General features: G+C 68.4%; 18 protein-coding genes. 13 read left to right on the top strand and 5 right to left on the bottom strand.

Annotated elements, in window-relative coordinates:
* Positions 1-127: 127 nt before the first annotated feature.
* From ABZ863_RS27705 to ABZ863_RS27695, 3 genes are all read left to right on the top strand, one after another.
* Positions 128-1,234, top strand: a complete 1,107-nt coding sequence (locus ABZ863_RS27705; RefSeq protein WP_358541379.1) for an alcohol dehydrogenase catalytic domain-containing protein — start codon at positions 128-130, stop codon at positions 1,232-1,234.
* 35 nt (positions 1,235-1,269) lie between these two features.
* Positions 1,270-2,034 (top strand): glucose 1-dehydrogenase, encoded by a 765-nt coding sequence (locus tag ABZ863_RS27700; RefSeq protein ID WP_358541376.1) that lies wholly within the window; start codon positions 1,270-1,272, stop codon positions 2,032-2,034.
* Between the two features lie 399 nt (positions 2,035-2,433).
* Entirely contained in the window at positions 2,434-3,276 is an 843-nt protein-coding gene (locus ABZ863_RS27695; RefSeq protein WP_358541373.1) for a 3-hydroxyacyl-CoA dehydrogenase family protein, read from the top strand.
* A gap of 59 nt (positions 3,277-3,335) precedes the next feature.
* Here the strand turns inward: ABZ863_RS27695 and ABZ863_RS27690 are convergent, their stop codons facing one another.
* Both ABZ863_RS27690 and ABZ863_RS27685 read right to left on the bottom strand, forming a co-directional pair.
* Positions 3,336-4,811 (bottom strand): aldehyde dehydrogenase, encoded by a 1,476-nt coding sequence (locus tag ABZ863_RS27690; RefSeq protein ID WP_358541370.1) that lies wholly within the window; start codon positions 4,809-4,811, stop codon positions 3,336-3,338.
* 101 nt (positions 4,812-4,912) lie between these two features.
* Complete coding sequence (locus ABZ863_RS27685; protein WP_358541368.1) at positions 4,913-5,302, bottom strand: cupin domain-containing protein; 390 nt, start codon at positions 5,300-5,302, stop codon at positions 4,913-4,915.
* Between the two features lie 94 nt (positions 5,303-5,396).
* Between ABZ863_RS27685 and ABZ863_RS27680 the strand changes: the two genes are divergently transcribed.
* The 3 genes from ABZ863_RS27680 (at position 5,397) to ABZ863_RS27670 (ending at position 9,199) form a co-directional block, all read left to right on the top strand.
* A complete protein-coding gene (locus tag ABZ863_RS27680; protein WP_358541365.1) occupies positions 5,397-6,626 on the top strand; it encodes a CoA transferase in 1,230 nt (409 codons plus the stop codon).
* Positions 6,619-8,304, top strand: coding sequence for an AMP-binding protein (locus ABZ863_RS27675; RefSeq protein WP_358541362.1), 1,686 nt, complete (start codon positions 6,619-6,621; stop codon positions 8,302-8,304). The genes ABZ863_RS27680 and ABZ863_RS27675 overlap by 8 nt, the downstream gene beginning before the upstream one ends.
* Before the next feature lie 118 nt (positions 8,305-8,422).
* The gene (locus ABZ863_RS27670; RefSeq protein WP_358541359.1) at positions 8,423-9,199 is read left to right on the top strand and encodes a FadR/GntR family transcriptional regulator; all 777 of its coding nucleotides are present in this window, start codon (positions 8,423-8,425) and stop codon (positions 9,197-9,199) included.
* Between the two features lie 112 nt (positions 9,200-9,311).
* Here ABZ863_RS27670 and ABZ863_RS27665 read toward each other — a convergent pair whose 3' ends face one another.
* From ABZ863_RS27665 to ABZ863_RS27655, 3 genes are all read right to left on the bottom strand, one after another.
* Entirely contained in the window at positions 9,312-10,163 is an 852-nt protein-coding gene (locus ABZ863_RS27665; RefSeq protein WP_358541356.1) for an enoyl-CoA hydratase-related protein, read from the bottom strand.
* On the bottom strand, positions 10,160-10,948 hold the full coding sequence (locus ABZ863_RS27660; RefSeq protein ID WP_358541353.1) for an SDR family oxidoreductase: 789 nt from the start codon (positions 10,946-10,948) through the stop codon (positions 10,160-10,162). Before ABZ863_RS27660 ends, ABZ863_RS27665 begins: the two co-directional genes overlap by 4 nt.
* A gap of 211 nt (positions 10,949-11,159) precedes the next feature.
* Complete coding sequence (locus ABZ863_RS27655; RefSeq protein WP_358541350.1) at positions 11,160-11,894, bottom strand: enoyl-CoA hydratase/isomerase family protein; 735 nt, start codon at positions 11,892-11,894, stop codon at positions 11,160-11,162.
* Between the two features lie 70 nt (positions 11,895-11,964).
* Between ABZ863_RS27655 and ABZ863_RS27650 the strand changes: the two genes are divergently transcribed.
* The 7 genes from ABZ863_RS27650 to ABZ863_RS27620 all read left to right on the top strand — a co-directional run bounded on the left by ABZ863_RS27650 (position 11,965) and on the right by ABZ863_RS27620 (position 18,384).
* Positions 11,965-13,320, top strand: a complete 1,356-nt coding sequence (locus tag ABZ863_RS27650; RefSeq protein WP_358541347.1) for an acyl-CoA dehydrogenase family protein — start codon at positions 11,965-11,967, stop codon at positions 13,318-13,320.
* A gap of 40 nt (positions 13,321-13,360) precedes the next feature.
* Complete coding sequence (locus ABZ863_RS27645; RefSeq protein WP_358541344.1) at positions 13,361-13,939, top strand: hypothetical protein; 579 nt, start codon at positions 13,361-13,363, stop codon at positions 13,937-13,939.
* A gap of 66 nt (positions 13,940-14,005) precedes the next feature.
* Entirely contained in the window at positions 14,006-15,175 is a 1,170-nt protein-coding gene (locus ABZ863_RS27640) for a thiolase family protein (protein ID WP_358541341.1), read from the top strand.
* 13 nt (positions 15,176-15,188) lie between these two features.
* A complete protein-coding gene (locus ABZ863_RS27635; RefSeq protein ID WP_358541338.1) occupies positions 15,189-15,608 on the top strand; it encodes a Zn-ribbon domain-containing OB-fold protein in 420 nt (139 codons plus the stop codon).
* The gene (locus tag ABZ863_RS27630) at positions 15,605-16,885 is read left to right on the top strand and encodes a CoA transferase (protein WP_358541335.1); all 1,281 of its coding nucleotides are present in this window, start codon (positions 15,605-15,607) and stop codon (positions 16,883-16,885) included. Before ABZ863_RS27635 ends, ABZ863_RS27630 begins: the two co-directional genes overlap by 4 nt.
* Before the next feature lie 3 nt (positions 16,886-16,888).
* Complete coding sequence (locus ABZ863_RS27625) at positions 16,889-17,341, top strand: MaoC/PaaZ C-terminal domain-containing protein (protein WP_358541332.1); 453 nt, start codon at positions 16,889-16,891, stop codon at positions 17,339-17,341.
* Positions 17,342-17,382: 41 nt separating this feature from the next.
* Positions 17,383-18,384 carry a DUF6282 family protein gene (locus ABZ863_RS27620; protein WP_358541329.1) on the top strand — a complete coding sequence of 334 codons (1,002 nt, stop codon included), beginning with the start codon at positions 17,383-17,385 and terminating at the stop codon, positions 18,382-18,384.
* Positions 18,385-18,414 lie beyond the last annotated feature (30 nt).

Genomic DNA, 18,414 nt, shown 5'->3' with positions numbered 1-18,414 from the left:
GACATTAAGCGAGGTGTCAATATGTTGGGGCCGGGCGGGCGTGCCCCGTCCCGGCTTCGCCCGTGGCGTCGTCCCGGATCCCCGCGAGTCGAGACCGCCACGTCGACCTCGACCGACGGGAGAGCTAGTGGTAGCGACGACCAGCCGAGCGTGGATCCTCCGGGGCGCCCGCGACCTGACGCTCGACGAGATCGAGCTGCCGGACACCCCGCCGGATGATGGCGCGGTGGTCCGGGTCGAGGGCTGCGGTCTCTGCGGTACCGATTACGAGCAGTACGCCGGACATCTCGACGCCCTCGGGCTCGCCGTGTACCCGCTCGTCATCGGGCACGAGCCGCTGGTACGAATCGAGCGCATCGCACCGGCTGCTGCGGAGCGGTGGCAGGTTTCGGAGGGCGACCGTGTCGCCGTCGAGATCCGTGCCGGGTGCGGGGTCTGTCGCCGGTGCATGGCTGGGGAACAAATCCTGTGCGCCCGCAAGCTCCAGTACGGTTTCACCCCGCTGTCGGTCGGCTCGGGGCTGTGGGGCGGCCTCGCCGAGTACATGGTGCTCCGCGGCAACACTGTCCTGCACACGATCCGCGAGGACATCCCGACCGAGGATGCCCTGATGTTCAACCCGCTCTCGGCTGGCATCGAGTGGGCCGTGCTCCGTGGCGGGGTCGGTCTCGGTGACCACGTGCTGATCCTCGGGGCCGGGCAGCGGGGGCTCGCCTGCGTGGCGGCCTCGGTGGCGGCCGGGGCCGAACGCATCATCGTGACCGGACTCGCCTCGGACCGGGACAAGCTCGAGCTGGCTCGTCGCGCCGGCGCAACCGACACGCTGGTGGTCGACCCCAACGACCCGGACAGCCTGCTCGACGTGATCGGTGCCGACTCGGTGGACCGAGTGGTCGAGGTCGTCCCACTCGCGACCCGGCCGGTGCTTGACGCCATGGAGGCCGTGCGGCCCGGTGGGCGCATCGCCCTGGGCGGCCTCAAGGGCGGCCGAGAGATCCCTGGCTTCGTCTCCGACACGATCGTGAAGAAATCGATCGACGTCGTCGGTGCATTCGGGGCGACATCAGAGGCGTACCGTCTGGCCGTGCGCGCGATCGAACGAGGTCGAGTGGATTTCACCGGGTGGCACACGCACACGCTTCCGCTGGCCGATGCCGAACATGCCGTCCAGATCCTCGGTGGAGAGCATCCCGACGAGCGCGCGCCGGTCCATGTCACCGTCCTCGGACGGTGACCGCTTCCAGAATCCACTTCTGAAGGGAGCTCCCCATGAACATCGACTACACAGGCAAAGTTGCCATCGTGACCGGCGCAGGTGCGGGAATGGGTCTCGCGAGCGCGCGGGCGTTCGCCGAGTCCGGCGCGGCGGTCGCGCTTGCCGACGTCGATGAGACGGCTGCGCAGCGAGAGGCGGGGCGGCTCGTCGAGGAGGGCCACCGGGCGATCGGGCTGCGCTGTGATGTGGCCGACGAGCAGCAGGTGGCCGACATGGTCGCGCGCACCGTCGCCGAGTTCGGCCGTCTCGATGCGGCCTACAACAATGCGGGTGTGCAGACCCCGAACGTCGAGACCGCCGATGCCGACGGCGCAGAGTTCGACCGTGTCACCGGGATCAACCTGCGCGGCGTGTGGAACTGTATGAAGTACGAGCTGGCGCAGATGCGCACCCAGGAGGAGGGGGGCGCGATCGTGAACTGTGCCTCGATCGGCGGGATGATCGGCATCGCCGGCCTCGCTATCTACCACGGGTCCAAGCACGGTGTGATCGGTCTGACCCGCAGCGCGGCACTCGAATACGCCCCGCGCGGGATCCGGATCAACGCGGTCTGCCCGGGTGTTATCGAGACGCCGATGGTGGCCCGGATGATGGAGGAGGACCCCGAGGGCATGCAGGGCTACCTGCGTGACCAGCCGATCGGCCGGCTCGGGCGTCCGGAGGAGGTTGCCAACGCCGTGCTCTGGTTGTGCAGTCCGGCCGCCGAGTTCGTGATCGGCCACCCGCTGGCCGTCGATGGCGGTTACACCGCGCGCTGACGTCGAAGGTCCCGGCCCGCACTGCGGTCGGCGGACACCCCGGTAGCAAGCCCCGGTCATGGCCGATGGGAAGCACGGGTTACCACCAATGCCCTGCGGGAGTACGCGGCACCGGACGGCCGTCGCGTGGCACGTTCCCCTGAGTGAGGGGCCTCAATGCGTCCGTCACGGCCGCTCGACATCTGGCAGGAATGCCCTGGCTCGGTGCGGGTGACGGCCAAGGCCCGGTGACATGCGCCCGCCATACCGCATACCGGCGCGACAAGTAGTTACCCTCAGTATAATGTCTGACCTTATGGTAAGGTGAATGCCTCCCGCTCGTCCAACCGGACGGTGCGTCGCGCACCGCGGGGACGTGCCGGCCGGTCCGGCCGCGCGTAGCCGCAGGAAGGAGATCCGTTGAGCCTGCCCGAACGCGTCGGAGTCGTCGGTGGTGGTCGCATGGGTGCAGGTATCGCCCATGCGTTCCTCGTCGCCGGCAGCCACGTCACCGTTCTCGAGGCCGATTCCGCCCTGGTTGGCCCGGCGGTGGAACGTGTGAACCGCTCGCTTCGTGCCTCGGCGGAGCGTGGGGCGCTCTCCTGCCCTGCCGAGGCGATCGCAACGCGGTTCGCAGTCACCGTGGAGGACCGTCAGCTGGCGGCTTGCGACCTGGTGGTTGAGGCCGTGCCCGAGGACCTGGACCTCAAACGCACCGTGCTTCGCCGCATCGAGGGGCTGTGTCCGCACGCGGACCTGGCCACCAATACCTCGAGCCTGTCGGTCGGCGGGATCGCGACAGCGCTGAAGCAGCCCGAACGGCTGGTCGGACTGCATTTCTTCAACCCGGTCCCGGCTAGCGAGCTGGTCGAGGTCGTTGTGGGCCCGCGCACGTCCGGCGAGCTGACGAAACGGGCGGGCGATTGGGTCGAGGGCTTGGGCAAGACTGGGATCACGGTCACCGACTCGCCCGGTTTCGCCAGCAGCCGGCTGGGGGTCGCCATCGCACTGGAAGCCATGCGGATGGTCGAGGACGGGGTCGCCTCAGCGGCGGACATCGACACCGCCATGACGCTTGGTTACCGGCATCCGGTCGGGCCGCTGCGTACCACCGACATCGTGGGACTCGACGTCCGTCTGGCGATCGCCGAGCACCTGGAGCGGGAGGTCGGCCCGCGGTTCGCGCCGCCGGAGATCCTGCGACGCAAGGTCGCTGCCGGCGAGTTCGGGCGGAAGACCAACCGGGGCTTCTTCGACTGGTGAGGCTGGTTGTCCGGTGGCCGCGTGCCCGACCACCGGACAGTGGGGCCTGCCGGCCGGTCTCAGGGCAGAGCGGCCAGTTCGCCCGCCAGGCCCTCGGGCAATCCGATCGACTTGAGCTCGACGAACGCGTCGAAGCCCTCCGGGCCGAACTCCCGTCCGATCCCGCTGCCCTTGAAACCGCCCATCGGGGCGTGCTGTCCCGCCGGATTGCCGTTCAGCTCGACCGTGCCGGTGCGGATCCGGCGGGCGATCGACAGGCCTCGATCCAGGTCCGTGGTGAACACCGCTCCGTTCAGGCCGTACTCGGAGTCGTTGGCCATCGCGACCGCCTCCTCCTCGTCGTCGTAGGTCAGCACCGCGAGCACCGGCCCGAAGATCTCCTCCTGGGCGATCCGCATACCGGGTCTCACTCCGGTCATGACGGTCGGCTCGACGAACCAGCCCCGGGCGAGCCCGTGCGGCCGGCCGCCGCCGAGGGCGATCTCAGCACCCTCGGCCAGGCCAATGCGGACGTAGTCCTCGACCCGATGCCGCTGGCGGCTGCTGACCAGCGGCCCGATCTGGGTGCTCTCATCCGTAGGGTCACCCACGGGCATCGACGCGATGAGGTCGCGCAGTCCGTCGACCAGCTCGGCCTCGCGCCGGCGTGAGACGAGCAACCGTGTCTTCAAGCTGCAGATCTGGCCGTTGTTGCGCAGGGAGCCGAACCGCAACGACTCGACCGTGGCATCGAGATCGGCGTCGTCGAGGATGATCGCGGCCGACTTCCCGCCCAGTTCGAGCGTGACCCGGCGCAAGTCGTTCCCGCACAATGACGCGATCCGCCGCCCGGCCGCAGTCGAACCGGTGAAGGCGACCTTGTCCACTTCGGGGCGGGTCACGAGGTGCTCGCCGGCCTCGCGGTCGGCGGGCACGATGTTGACCACTCCGGGCGGCAGCCCGGCCTCGAGCAGCATCTCGGCGAGCAGGTAGGAATCCAACGGAGTCTCGGGCGAGGGCTTCAGCACGGCCGTGCAGCCTGCGAGCAGGGCCGGGGCGAGCTTGAGCACTGCGATCATCAGCGGGACGTTCCACGGCACGATGGCTGCGACCACGCCGACCGGCTCCCGGGTCACGAGGGCGTGGCCCGTGGCGGAGGACCGGACCGCGCTGAACGGGTACTGCTCGCTCAGTTCGAGGAACGTGCGCACCGCGCGAGCCGGACCAGTCGCCTGGATGCGTCGGGACAGCGTGATCGGACATCCCATCTCGGCAGTGACGAGCGCTGCGATCTCGTCACGCCGCTGCTCGAGCTGCTCGGCGAGCCGGGTCAGGACCTCCTGCCGCTCCGACAGTGACATGCGCGGCCACGGCCCACGGTCGAACGCGGCACGTGCGGCGGCCACGGCCCGGTCGACGTCGGCGGGCGCCCCGGATGGCACGGTGGCGACCACCTCCTCGGTGTAGGGCGACACCACGTCGAGTGTGTCCGTCGTCGCCGGTTCGACCCACTCGCCACCGACGAACAGGCGGTCGTACCTGCCGTGCCACAGCATTACTCCTCCTCGCTTCCGCCGCCCCAGGGGCGACGTTGCTCGATGTCTGCGATCGTTCGCTGCGCTCGTCATCTGCGGTCCGATGGTCCCGTGATGGTCGGTCAGCCGCCCAGCGCGGCGCTGAACTGCTCCTCACTCACTGGCTCGGCCCACTCCACGCCGCCGACGGTCACCGCGGTGTGCACCAGCGGCTGCGTGTCGCACGCGCCGTGCCAATGCCGCACTCCCGGCGGCGTCCACACGGTGTCACCGGTGGTGACTCGCACCGGACCGTCGGCGTCGGCCACGAAGCCCTCTCCGGCGACGACGATCAACAGCTGGCCGCCGGGATGACTGTGCCAATGTGTTCGGGCACACGGGCTGAACACGACGCTTCCGACTGAGATGCCATCGGTTTCGGGGAGCACGGGCGACCGCAGCACGGTGCCCGTGAAGGTGTCACCCCCGCCCGCGGCGGGTCGGCCGGCGTTGCCACGGATCACGGTCAGCATTGCCGCATCATGCGGCTCGGGCGGCGATCGGTCAAGTAGTTCTCGATTGGAGCCCATCTTGACATTGGCGTTTACTGTCAGACAGTATCGGCTAATGGTCGCTCCTTCCGAAACATCCGGCTCGACGGCCGGTGGTCCGTTGGCCGGACTCCGCGTCGTCGACCTGACCACCTCCTATGCCGGACCGACGGCGTCGATGTACCTGGCCGATCTCGGTGCCGACGTGATCAAGGTCGAACGGCCGCGCTTCGGCGACGACGCCCGCGCGTGGGGGCCGCCCTTCGCCGACGGATCGTCGGCGTGGTTCGCCTCGGTCAACCGGAACAAGCGCTCGGTGGTGATCAACCTCAGGGCCCCGGAGGGGCTGGAGATCCTCTACTCCCTGCTCGCGGGCGCACACGTGTTCATGGAGAACCTGAACCCGGCCAAGCTCGGGGATCTCGGTCTCGACCCCGCCGGGCTGCGGTCGCGGTTCCCCCAGCTGATCTACTGCGCGATGTCCGGGTTCGGCCTGGACGGGCCCGATCACGACCTGCCCGGCTACGACCTCACCGCCCAAGCCCGCTCGGGACTGATGTCGGTCACCGGCGCCAGAGGCGGGTCCCCGCAGCGGGTGTCCACAGCGCTGTCGGACGTCGTGACGGGAATGTGCGCCGCGCTGGCGATCAGTGCGGCGGCGGTGCACCAGGCCAGTACGGGTGAAGGCGACCTCATCGATGTTTCGCTGCTTGACACCGACATCGCGCTGATGGCTCCCCGCATCGCGGCCTATCTCGCCGGCGAACCCGAGCCCGCGCCCAGCGGAGGCACCGACTCGGTACTGGCGTTGTACCAGTCGTTCTCCACCGCGGATCGGGATATCGTGGTCGCCGTCGGCAACGACGCGCAGTGGCGGCGCTTCTGCAAGCTCGTCGACCTGCCCGAGCTCGCCGAGAACCCGGCCCTCTCGGACAACGCGGGCCGCCGCGAGCACCGGTCCTGGCTGACCGAGATCGTCGCCGCCAAGCTGATTGAGCGTCCGGCCGAGCAGTGGCGCAAGATGCTGGGTGAAGCCGGGATCCCCTGCTCGCTCGTGCAGACACTGTCCGAGGTCGTCGAGGACCCCCAGGTCGAGGCGCGTGGCGGCATCATGCGGGTCCCCGGCAGCGCGAGCCTGTCCACCGTGCACAGCCCCTTCCGGCTCGGGTCGATTCCGCGGGCGCGGAACGAGCGGTTCCCCGCTCTGGGCAGTCACACCCGGGAGATCCTCGAGGAGTTGGGGATCGAACCGTCGCGGATCGAGGCACTGGCCGGCATCGGCGCGATTGAGTTTGGCGATGTGTGAGCACAACTGCCGGGACCACACCGAAATCCCTGAGTTCACCGAACCGGCCGGTCCCAGTCCGACGACCGACCCGGAGTTGACGGAGCGGTTCCGGGGCGAGGGGAGGTGGCAGCGACGCACAATCCGGGACGTTCTCGACCAAGCGGCCGCGGAACACCCCGATCGCGAAGCCCTGGTCGGTCACCGCACCGTCGGCGGCACTGTTCGATGGTCCTACCGGGACCTCGATCGAGAGGCCACGAAGGCGGCTTCGGCACTGGTCAGCGTCGGTGTTCGTCCGGGCGACGCCGTGGCCGTCATGCTGCCCAACTGGGTGGAGTACGTCGCGCTGATCTTCGGGACCGCTGAGCTTGGCGCGGTGTACACCGGCATCCCGGTGGCATACGGAGAGATGCAGGCGCTGGCGATCCTGCGCCGCAGCCGGGCGCGCGTCCTGGTGATACCGCGGCGCTGGCGTAGCAACTCCCACCTCGAGCTGTCCCGCAGGCTGCGCCGACAGGTGCCCACCCTCGAGCGGGTGCTGGTGGTGGACGACGACGGTGACGGTCTCGCGGACGCGGAGATCCTCTGGTCCTCGCTCGCCGGCGCACCGCGGCACGATCTGCCCCGGCCGGGCCCCGACGACCTATGCTACTTGGGGTTCACCTCCGGGACCACCGGGGAGCCGAAGGGCGCCATGCACACGCACGAGACCTTGATGCACAGCGTGCGGCAGTTCGGTGAACATCTTGGGTCCGAGGTCTTCGGCGGACCGATGCGCCAGCTGGTGGTGTCCCCGACCGGACACCACACCGGGTTCGTGTGGGGAGTGCTGTTCACCGTCCACCTGCATGGCACGGGGGTGCACGTCGATCGCTGGGACCCCGCCTGGGGTATCGATGTCATCCGGCGCGAGGCGGTCACCGCATTCTTCGGCGCACCGACCTTCCTGCAGGACATGATGCGGACCGATCTCGCTGGCGATCCCGACTGCCCGCTGCGGTGTGTGGTGATCGCGGGTTCCTCGGTGCCGAGGAACCTTCCGGAGACCGCAGCCCGCTCGCTGGGTGCGTACGTGGCTCCGGCCTGGGGGATGACCGAGTGCAGCATCATCGTGTCCTGCACCCCCGCCGAGTCGGACGAGATCCTCCGAACCGATGGGTCGGTGTTCGACGGGTCTGAGGCCCGGGTCGTGGATGCGGAGGGCTCGGACGTCGCGACCGGGCGGATCGGTGAGCTTGTCGTCCGCGGTCCTTCACTGTTCCTGGGATACCTCGACCGACCGGACGCCACCCAGGAGTCCTTCCTGCCGGGCGGCTGGTTCCGCACCGGTGATTCGGCGAGCGTCGACGAGCACGGGTGGGTTTCGCTGCGCGGTCGTACCAAGGACATCGTGATCCGCGGGGGTGAGAACATTCCGGTCACCGATGTCGAGACCGTCTTGTTCGATCATCCCGATGTGCTGAGTGCGGCAGTCGTCGGGGTCCCGGACGACCGTCTCGGCGAACGGGCCTGTGCCGTGGTCGTGTTACGGCCGGGCAGCAGCGTCGATCTCCCGTCGATGTGTGACTTCCTGGTCGGCCGGGGGCTGTCGCGGCATTACCTGCCTGAACGGCTACTCGTACTCCCGGAGATGCCGATGACGCAGAGCGGGAAGATCCAGAAGTTTCGGCTGCGCGAGATGGCCGCCGGACAATAAGCCGCTCGACAGCCGTAATCGATCGGTACGACTCCCGTAACACGCGACGGTGATGAAGTCATACAATAAACAGCGGGGCGAACCGATCGCCGATCATATGCGGGGCGTGGAGGGCAGGATGACAGCAGTTGCCGGTGACGACGACAGCCGGACCGAAGGCGCGGTGTTGGGGCAGCGTGTGCTGCGCCCCCGTCAGCAGGTGGAACAGGTGTTGCGCAAGGCAGTCCTGGGAGGACAGCTGCGTACCGGTGAACGCCTGCCGTCCGAGGCGGAGCTAAGCCGGCAGTTCAGCGTTAGCCGACCGACGATCCGGGAGGCGCTCTCGACACTGGAGAGTCAGGGGCTGATCCGCAAGATCCCGGGTGCCGGGGGCGGTAGTTTCGTGCAAACCGTCGATCACCATGCCCTCGGCTCGCTCGTGCAGGAGTCGATGCACAACATGATGCGGCTGGGGACGGTCGACTTCGAGGAGGTCGCCATGGTCCGGCAGTTCCTCGAGGTGCCCTCGGCCTCACTGGCCGCAGCGAACCGGACCGCCGCCGATCTCGACGAGCTGCGGGCCATCATCCACCAGCAGAAGACCCGGTCAGTGGACGACCCGAGCGTCCCCGAGCTGGACGCGCAGTTCCACACCGCAATCGCCCGGATGTCGGGTAATCGGGTTCTCGCGTCGCTGGTGTTCGCGCTGCACCGGGAATCCGAACCGGTGAGCTATCTCGAGCTCTCCCCGGAAGTGGGTCGGAACGCCGTCACCCAGCACCAGCGGATCTTCAAGGCGATCGAGGCCGGCGACGGTGTTGCCGCGGAGGCCGAGATCGCCGCTCACCTGACCTATCTTCGGGATCATTTCCGCGCCGCGACCGCCTCCTCGGCGACAGACGGGCAAGACGGCTGACCGCGTCGCACAGCACGGTGGACTGATGACTGGAGCCCCGTCACGACAGTTGTCGTGACGGGGCTCCAGTCATCATGAGAATCGGGGGAGGGAAGGGGAGGGCCGGGTCCGGTCAGTCTCGTTTGTGCCGACCGCGAGCCGCCCGCACGGCGGGCTCTCGCTCCGAGGCAGCGACAAAGTCCGCGGCGCGCTTCTCACGGAGCGCGCTGAGCCCCTCGCGCATCGACTCGGTGGTGTAGGCGAGCGACTGACCCAGGTTCTCGTAGGTCATCATCTCGTCGAGCGAGGACTCCAAGCTCCGGCCCATCAGCCACTTCGAGAGACCAAAACCTTCCAGCGGGAGTTCGGCCATCGCTCTGGCCTGTTCGAGGCCGCGTGCCTCGAGCTCCGCGTCCGGGACTGCTGCCGTCACCAGGCCGGCCTGCTCGGCGTCGCTCGCGCTCCAGGTGGCGTTGCCGTAGACGAACGCCTTGGTCCGGGCGAGGCCGATCAGGCGCGGCATCGTGTACATGACGCCGATGTCAGGCAGGAGGCCAAGCCGCAGGAATCCGGACACGAACGACGCCCGTTCCTGGCCCGCGAGGATCACGTCCCCTACCAGCGCGATGCCGATCCCGCCCCCGACGGCGGGGCCGTTGACCCCGACGACCACGGGCTTGGGGAAGCGGATCATGTCAGTCAGCCACCGCGCGGCGCGGCGGAACCGCTGATGCGACGACCAGGCGTCGCCCTCGTCCCGCATCATCCGCAGGTCACCGCCGCCGCAGAAAGCGCGACCGCGGCCGGTCAGGTAGACCGCCCGTACCTCGGGGTCGTCCTCCAGGTCGGCGAAGGTCGATGCCAGGCCCTGGCGCATATCGTTCGACAAGGCGTTGCGGTTGTCCTCGTCGGCCAGCCGCACCACGGCCACGCGGTTTTCGACCGACGTCTCGATCACGAAGTCCTGTCCCATCGTGGTGGTCACGCCTTTCCGAAGGAGAACTGTCGGCCACCGTCCACGACCAGGTCGGTGCCATTGACGTAGCGACCTGCGGGCGAAGCGAGGTAGGCCACGGCGGTCGCGATGTCGTGGCGCGAACCGAAGCGGCCCACCGGCACCCGCGACAGTTCGTGATCAGTCCGCCCCGCGTCCTCGTGGATGCGCTTGGCCCCCTCGGTGTCACCGATCGCGCCCGGCGCGATCGAGTTGCAGAGGATGTTGCGGTCACCCCACTCGACCGCCAGAGTCCGCATCAGCGACTGGATTCCCGCCTTCGCCGCCGCCGCGGGTGCGCAGCCAGGCCAGCCGCTCCAAGCGTACGACGTGATGATGCTGATGATCCGGCCCACGTGAGGTGACGCCGAGAGCGCGGCGAACGCGGCGCGACTGCAGTTGAAGGTGCCGTTGAGATCGATGTCGACGATCGTGCGCCAACCGTTGGGCGAGAGGTCCTCGGTTTTGCACCGGAAGTTGCCGGCAGCGTTGTTCACGAGGATGTCCAGCCCACCGTGCTGGTCCACGACCTGCGCCACGACCGACTCGACCTCGGAGAAATCGCGGACGTCGAGCTGGTAGGCCGAGGCCGAGCCTCCCGCGGCGAGGATCGATGCGGCCGCCTCGCGCGCGACCTCGAGCCGTCGGCCGCCGATCACGACGTGGGCTCCAAGGCGGGCCAGCAACGTCGCCGTCTCCAGTCCGAGCCCTGTTCCGCCGCCGGTCACGACCGCGACGCGGCCGTCGAGGAGATCCGGTCTGAAGATCTCGTTCACGCCTACTCCTGGGATTGTCGTAGTCGGTTCGCCGACCAGCGGCCCGATTCTGCCAGAATACTGTCTGCTTTTTTCCTTATAGTCAACAGCCAGACATTAAGCAGTTGGGCTAGAAGCTGGCCGAGCCCGCGCGATGACGCGCCGGGCTCGGCCTGAAGGTCCGTCGCGCCACCGGGCCGACGGTGCGTGGGTCGCTCTCGTTCCGCGTGGGTCAGCCGCGTTTGAGGGAGTAGTCGCGGAACCGGTCGGCCCACGCTGCTGCCTCGCTGCTCATCTCCCATCCGGTCACCAGTGCGTTCTTGGTGAGCAGGAGGCTCTGCGGCGGGAGCTCGAGCAGCGTTCGGATGATCGAGTCGACATGCGCGCGCAGGGTGTGGGGGTCAGGACTCACGTCCTGGACCAGGCCGCAGTGCAGCGCGTCCTCGGCGGTGAGTTCTGAGCCGAGCAGCGACATCTGCATCGCTCTGCCATGACCGATGTGACGTGCAAGCCTGATGGTCGTGCCGTACGGCGGCATGAGCCCGAGCCGGACCTGGGGGAGCGTGAAGCGTGCCCCGGCGGACGCGTAGATCAGGTCGGAGAAGAGCGCGAGTTGCAGGCCGCCTCCTACCGCCCAACCGTTGACCTCGGAGACGATCACCTGCCGGCAACGCCGCATCTCGTCAAACAATCCGGGCTGGTCGTGCAGGTAGTCGGCGAGATTAGAGTACGCATGCCGGCCCGGTTCCTTCATGTCGGCTCCGGCGCAGAAGGCCCGCTCCCCGCTGGCGCGCACTAGAATCACTCGCACGTCTCGGTCGTCTGCCAGTTGGGCGAACGACCGGCGCATCTGCTCCTGGAGTCCGCGGCTCAGCGTGTTCATCCGGTGTGGTCTGTTGATCGTCAGGCGGGCCAGTCCGTCGTGGGTCTCGCAGAGCAGTTCCGGCTCGCCGCCGTCGTCGGCCATCGTGTCTCCCGTCGTGGTGGTCGATGCTGCGGGGGCGCAGCGCCCGCACAGCATAGTTCAAAGCAGACTTTTGACAGTCGCGATGTTGTCAGATATTTTACCGATGTTCAGCCCCGGCAGGCGCGCCCGAGGGCACGGCGAAGTGGCCGAATCGATCCGATTCCGGTCCGACACGGATGAGGAAGAGTTTATGGAAGCAGCGACTTCGGATGAGATCGACGCAGTTCGCGACACGGTTATCCGATTCATGACGACCGAGGTCGCGCCCGTGATGGACGACTTCGAGAAGCGCGGCGAGTTCCCGCGCGAGCTGGTCCGTCGCGCGGGTGCGCTTGGGCTCTACGGCTCGGTCTTCCCCGAGTCGGTGGGCGGCAGCAACATGGGCTTCCTGGTGGCCTCGGTGATTCAGGAGGAGATGGCCCGGCACGACCCGCGGTTCTCCTCCTGCAACAACCAGCAGGGCTCGACCTGCCCCATGTCGATCTACGCTGCGGCCAGCGCGGAGCAAGTGATGCGGTACGTGCCGCCGATCCTGGCCGGCGAGACGATCGGCATGATGTCACTGACGGAGTCCGGCAGCGGCTCGGACGCGGCGGGCGCGATGCGGACCACCGCCCGTCGGGACGGCGACGTCTACAAGATCAACGGCGAGAAGATGTGGGCGTCGATCGCCAACGAGACCGACGTCGGCATCCTGCTCGCCAAGACCGACCCTGAGGCAGGTGCGCGGGGGGTCTCCGCGTTCATCGTCGAGCCGAAGAAGTACCCCGGGTTCACGGCGGAACCGATCGACACGATGCTGTCAAAGTCCTTCCGGACGAACGCGGTGTTCCTGGACGACTTCACGGTTCCGGTGGAGAACCGGCTGGGCGAGGAGGGCCACGGCTTCAAGGTCATCATGCAGGTCCTACAGCTGGGACGGGTGATGGTGGCCGGCAAGGCGCTCGGCACGGCGCGGGCGTGTTTCGACGAGGCGGTCCGCTACTCCAACGAGCGCATCGTGCGGGGCCAGCCGATCGGCCGCTTCCAGATGATCCAATCCGACATTGCCGAGATGGCCGTCGCCATCGAGGCCAGCCGCTCGCTCGTCTACCGCGCCGCCTCGGCGATGGACAATTCGGAGCCGTCGAACCGCCTCGCTTCCCTGGCGAAGTACCACGCCTCCCAGACTGCCAAGTTCTGCGCGGACAAGGCCGGCCAGATCTTCGGCGGTTACGGGCTGGCGCGAGAGTACCGGATCTCCTGGCTCAAGGCCTACGCCGACCACTTCTTCAACGGTGAGGGCAGCGCGAACGTCCAGCGGATCCTTATCGCCGAGGACGCGCTCGGGTACAAGGAGGCCGACCGGCACCACGGCCGGACCGGGCTGCGGGACGTGCGACGCGACGACGTAGCCCACGAGCTGCCCGCGCCGGTCGGTGGCTGATGGCCTGGCCACGGCCGGATGTGGACGCTGGGTGGTTCCGATGACCTTTTTCCCGTCACTGCCAGAGGGTGCGGGACCGCCGGCGGTCTTCGCGCAGTATCCGGAGATCTACCGGCCCTGGTCAGAGATGAGCGAGGCGCTCATGAACGGGCCCTCGTCGATCGACCGCGGCGAGCGTGAGCTCCTCCTGGCGTTCGCTGCGGGCGTCGTCGGTTGCGACTTCGTCGCGGTGGCGCATGCCGAGGTCGCGTACGCGTGGGGGATCGAGCACGGCCTGGTCGAGCGGCTTCTCGACGATCCGGACCTGGCAGCCGCAGGAGCGCGGCTGCAACCGGTGCTGCGTTACCTCCGCACTCTGATGCTCGCCCCGGACGCGCTCGACCAGAGCAGCGCCGACGCGGTGTTCGATCAGGGTTGGGACGAACAGGCGCTGCACGACGCGATCGCGATCGCCGGTCGGGCCGCTTTCATGCGGTGTCTGACGCAGGGACACGGCTTCGTCCCGCCCAGCCGGGAGGTCGCGGCGCGGCACGCCCGTCGCCGTGTCGAGCGCGGCTACGTGAATCTCTACTCCGTGTTCCGCCCCGGCACGTCCACGGTTGGCCCCGACGCCCGCTGAGGCCGTCCTACCAGCAATTCTTCCCGGTCGAGTTCTCGTCCGGTCACTTCGAGAGGTGAGATAACAATGGAGCCGCTCGCATCCGTCGTCGGCATCGGTGCGTTGCCGGTCGGCAAGCATAAGGACACGCTGGAACACGAGATGATGCTGCGCGCCCTCGTGGATGCGGTGACCGACGCCGGGATTAGCAAGAACGACATCGATGCGCTCTCGTTCTGCCTGCCACGGCCCTACGCCGAGCAGCGCTACTTCGGCACTTTCATGGCCGGCTATCTGGAGATCCCCGTCGACGACATCCTGCTCGAGGTGCTCGGCAACGGCATGACCGGAGGACTGGCTTTCGACATTGCGGTGGACCGTGTCGCCACTGGTAAGGCCAAGGTCGCGGTGGCGCTCGGGGTCAACCGCGAGTTGCATGTCCCGACCGGGGAGCACATGCACCTGTCGATGCGGGCCGTCGGCGATGTCGACTTCCACGTGCCCTTCGGCGTCACCCCCATCTCGTGGTATGCACTGAACGCTACGCGCTACATGCACGACTACGGCCTGACCCGCGAGCAGCTCGCCGCCATCCCGGTCAAGAACCGTCGCCACGCCTCGATGAACCCCATCGCACAGATGCGCGAGGAGATCACCGTGGAGGACGTCCTGGCGGCACGCCCGATCGTGCGCCCGCTGGGGCTGCTCGACGTCCCGCCCCGCTCCGACGGGGCCGTCGCGATCGTCGTCGCGAGGCCCGACATCGCCCGTTCGCTCGGCCGCTACGTCGACGTCGTCGGCCGCGGCTTCTACCACGAGGGCATCCACCAGGTCTCGAGCCGGCCCCGTGACCTTACGACGTTCGAGTCCGCGGAGATCGCCTCGGCGAAGGCGTACAAGTCCTGCGGGATCACCGCCGCCGACCTCGACTTCCTCGAGGTCTACGCACCGTGCTCGATCGTGGAGCTGATCCTGACCGAGTCGGTCGGGCTGTTCGAGCGGGGTACCGGTGGGATCGCGGCCGTCGACGGTCAGACCGCGATCGGCGGACGCGTGCCGGTCTCGCCGTCGGGAGGGCTGGCGAGCCGTGGACACCCGCCGCACGTGACCCCGCTCTACAACGTCTTCGAGGCGGTGCAGCAGTTGCGCGGCGAGGCCGGGCAGCGCCAGGTGGCGGGTGCGGGGATCGGCGCCGTGACCGCCGAACTCGGTGACTACAACGCGACGATGATGCACGTCCTGTCGGCCGGCGAGTGAGCGGAGACCAACGATGACCATGAGCGAACTCGCCTACCCGCCCCGCATCACTACGTTCACCGCGCCGTTCTGGGACGCCCTGCGCAGCGGGACGTTCACGACGACCCGGTGCAACCGGTGCGAGCACATCACCTTCCCGCCCAAGCCCGTCTGCCCGGACTGCTGGTCGGATGACGTGAGCTGGATCGAGCTGAGCGGGCGGGGCACCCTTCGCAGCTACACCGAGGTCGTCATCGCCCCGGCGATGTTCGCCCACGAAGCGCCGTACGTGCTGTGTCTCGTCGACCTCGACGAGGGTGTCCGCTGCGTGAGCCGTGTCCTGGCGTCCTGGGACGACCTGCGGCCTGACATGCGGGTTCGGGTCACCATGCGCGAGGCCGAGCCGGCCCATCTTTTCGAATTCGTTCTCGACGGTGAGGAAGTGACCCCATGACCGCGACGGAGCACGCACCTACCCGGACCGCCGAGAAGGGGGTGCTGCACGGCCTCAAGGTCGTGGAGCTGACTCATCTGATCGCCGGGCCCTACTGCGGCATGTTGCTAGCCGACGAGGGCGCCGAGGTGATCAAGATCGAGCCGCCGATCGGCGAGCAGAGCCGTGCCCGCGAGCCCATCCGGTCCAGCGACCAGGGGACCGTCTCCGGTTACTACGGCTCGCTGAACCGCCGCAAGAAGAGCGTCGTGCTGGACCTCAAAACCTCCGCCGGGACCCAGGTGTTCGAGCGGGTACTGGCCGAGGCCGACGTGTTCGTCACGAACATGCGGGCGCAGGCGCTGGGGCGACTCGGCATCCACCCGGTCGCGCTGCGCGAGCGGTTCCCCTCGCTGATCATCGCCAACATCTCCGGCTTCGGGCTGTTCGACTCCGGGCCCGACGAGGACCGTGCGGGCCTGGCCATGGTGGCCGAGGCGCTGTCCGGGTCGACCGGGCTGACCCGGGACCGCAGCGGCTCGCCGGTGTGGTGCGGCTTCGCCCTCGGTGACGTCGCGGCGGCGATGACGGCGCACTCCTCGATCCTGCTGGCGCTGCGGCGCAGGGACGAGACCGGGGAGGGCCGGCTCATCGACCTGGCGCTGCCCGAGTGCACGCTACCGTTCATGACGGTGGCGTTGGCCAGGATCCAGTCGGCCGACCAGGAGGCCACTGAGGCCGCCGGGTCGAACAATTTCCACGGCGTCCCGTACGGGGTCTTCCCGGCCCGCGACGGGTACTTCAACATCGGTGTCAACCGCGACGAGTTGTGGGTCCGGCTCTGCCGTGCCATGGGGCGCCCCGAGCTCGGGCGCGACGAGCGGTACGCCACCTACCTGGAGCGGGCCCGCCGCAAGCACGAGGTCCACGAGCTGGTCGAGTCCTGGAGCCGCGAGTTGGGCCGCGACGAGGCCGTCGAGCTGATCACCAAGGCCGACGTCCCGGTGGCGCCCGTGCTCTCGATGCCCGAGGTGTTCGAGCTGGAGCACTTCCACCGGCGTGGGATCTACATCGAGGTCGACGACGGCATCGGCGGCACGTTCGTGCAGCCGACCGACCCGACCGGGTTCGCGGTGACCGAACCGGCCCGCATCTCGCGTCTGGGAGAGGACCGCGACGGGGTGCTGCGCGAGCGCTTCGGCCTCTCCGCGGACGAGGTGCAGGAGCTGGCCCGCAACGGCGCCTTCGGACCCATCGAGGCGTCCGAGGAAAAGCGCCCGGCGACGGGCGGGGTGTGAGCGATGCTGCGCCCGTCCCTGTACTTCGAGGACTTCGAGGTCGGTCAGCAGTTCGTGACGCCCGCACGCACCATCGGTGAGGCGGAGATCGCGACGTTCGCGGGCCTGTCCGGAGATTTCAATCCGATCCACACCGACGCCGCGTTCGCCTCGAACACCCCGTTCGGGCAGCGTCTCGCGCACGGTCTGCTCGGGCTCAGCGTGATGACGGGCCTGTCGAACCGTCTCGGGCTGTGGGAGTCGTGCACCGTGGCCCTGCTCGGGATCGAGGAGTGGCGGTTCATCCAGCCGATCTTCGCGGGTGACACCGTGCACGCGACGATTGAGATCACCGAGACCCGCGCGACGCGGGACGGCCTCCGTGGAGTGATCGGCCGGCGGTACTCGCTGGTGAACCAGCGGGACGCGACCGTCCAGCAAGGGTCCCTCCCGTTGATGGTGACGCGGCGCCCCTGATCGGGTGGCGTCGCACGAGATGCTTGGGAGACGGCGACATCGTGGTTGCTGACCAGTCGACCCCGCGTGGGGACCGCGACATCCTGACCGCCGGCGACAACCGGATCCTGCGTGGGGCGGTGGACATGCACGTCCACGGCTACCCCGATGCCGATCCGCAGTGGCGCGCTCGCCTCGACGACCGGGAGCTCTGCCGGATCGCTCGCGACTGCGGCATGCGCGGGCTGGTACTGAAATCGCACTTCTGGCCGACGATGGATCGAGCTCGAATCCTGACCGAGCAGCTGGCCGATCCGGACTTCACGGTGTTCTCGTCGATCACGCTGAACCCGCTGGTCGGAGGGCTGCAGCCGTCGACGGTCGAGGCGGCCGCTCGCCATGGGGCTCGTGTCGTCTACCTGCCGACCTGGGGATCGGTGAACGACTCGCGGCACCCGGGCCTGGTTCGCAGGGAGATCGTCGATCCGCTGTACCCTCGGTTGCGGGCGGACCTGGAGCACTCCGCGGTGTCCGTCCTCGACGGCAACGCGGTTCTGCGGCCTGAAGCCCGGGAGATACTCGTGATCGCCGCCGAACTCGGGCTCGTGGTGTCCACCGGCCACCTGGCGGTCGCCGAGAGCCTCGCCCTCGCCCGCGAGTCCGCGTCCATTGGGTTCGATCGACTCGTGTTCGGCCACCCGTTCTCCCCCTCCATCGAGGCAGACCTGGACGTCATCAAGGAGATGGCGGACCTGGGCGCGACGATCGAGATGACAGCGATCCACACCCTCCTGCCCCGGTCGCCGGTCGATCTGGTCCGCATCCACGAAGCGGTCGTCGCGGTCGGTGCCGAGAACGTTGTCCTCAGCTCGGACGTCTACCTGGACTGGATGCCACCGCATGTGGAGATGCTGCGCCTGTTCTGTGGGCAGCTGCGGCAGTTCGGTCTCGGGGACGACGCACTGCGCACGATGCTCGTCGACAAACCCCGTGCCCTGCTGGGAGTCCCACCCCCACAGCTCGCCGGACCCAAGGACCGGCCGTACCCCGAGGAGCTCGCATGACAAGAGACAACAGTCCGGCGCCTGCACACG

Origin of the sequence: Saccharomonospora sp. NPDC046836, from assembly GCF_040645195.1 — a bacterium.
GTDB lineage: Bacteria > Actinomycetota > Actinomycetes > Mycobacteriales > Pseudonocardiaceae > Prauserella_A.
Note: the sequence above shows the minus strand (reverse complement) of the source record. Positions and strands in the feature narration are given on the sequence as shown.

What these genes read in the sequence shown, in the direction of transcription:
- ABZ863_RS27700 (WP_358541376.1), top strand. Translation starts at nt 1,270, where the DNA reads ATGAACATCGACTACACAGGCAAAGTTGCCATCGTGACCGGCGCAGGT.
- ABZ863_RS27690 (WP_358541370.1), bottom strand. Translation starts at nt 4,811, where the DNA reads ATGCTGTGGCACGGCAGGTACGACCGCCTGTTCGTCGGTGGCGAGTGG.
- ABZ863_RS27685 (WP_358541368.1), bottom strand. Translation starts at nt 5,302, where the DNA reads ATGCTGACCGTGATCCGTGGCAACGCCGGCCGACCCGCCGCGGGCGGG.
- ABZ863_RS27680 (WP_358541365.1), top strand. Translation starts at nt 5,397, where the DNA reads ATGGTCGCTCCTTCCGAAACATCCGGCTCGACGGCCGGTGGTCCGTTG.
- ABZ863_RS27675 (WP_358541362.1), top strand. Translation starts at nt 6,619, where the DNA reads ATGTGTGAGCACAACTGCCGGGACCACACCGAAATCCCTGAGTTCACC.
- ABZ863_RS27670 (WP_358541359.1), top strand. Translation starts at nt 8,423, where the DNA reads ATGACAGCAGTTGCCGGTGACGACGACAGCCGGACCGAAGGCGCGGTG.
- ABZ863_RS27655 (WP_358541350.1), bottom strand. Translation starts at nt 11,894, where the DNA reads ATGGCCGACGACGGCGGCGAGCCGGAACTGCTCTGCGAGACCCACGAC.
- ABZ863_RS27645 (WP_358541344.1), top strand. Translation starts at nt 13,361, where the DNA reads ATGACCTTTTTCCCGTCACTGCCAGAGGGTGCGGGACCGCCGGCGGTC.
- ABZ863_RS27640 (WP_358541341.1), top strand. Translation starts at nt 14,006, where the DNA reads ATGGAGCCGCTCGCATCCGTCGTCGGCATCGGTGCGTTGCCGGTCGGC.
- ABZ863_RS27635 (WP_358541338.1), top strand. Translation starts at nt 15,189, where the DNA reads ATGACCATGAGCGAACTCGCCTACCCGCCCCGCATCACTACGTTCACC.
- ABZ863_RS27630 (WP_358541335.1), top strand. Translation starts at nt 15,605, where the DNA reads ATGACCGCGACGGAGCACGCACCTACCCGGACCGCCGAGAAGGGGGTG.
- ABZ863_RS27625 (WP_358541332.1), top strand. Translation starts at nt 16,889, where the DNA reads ATGCTGCGCCCGTCCCTGTACTTCGAGGACTTCGAGGTCGGTCAGCAG.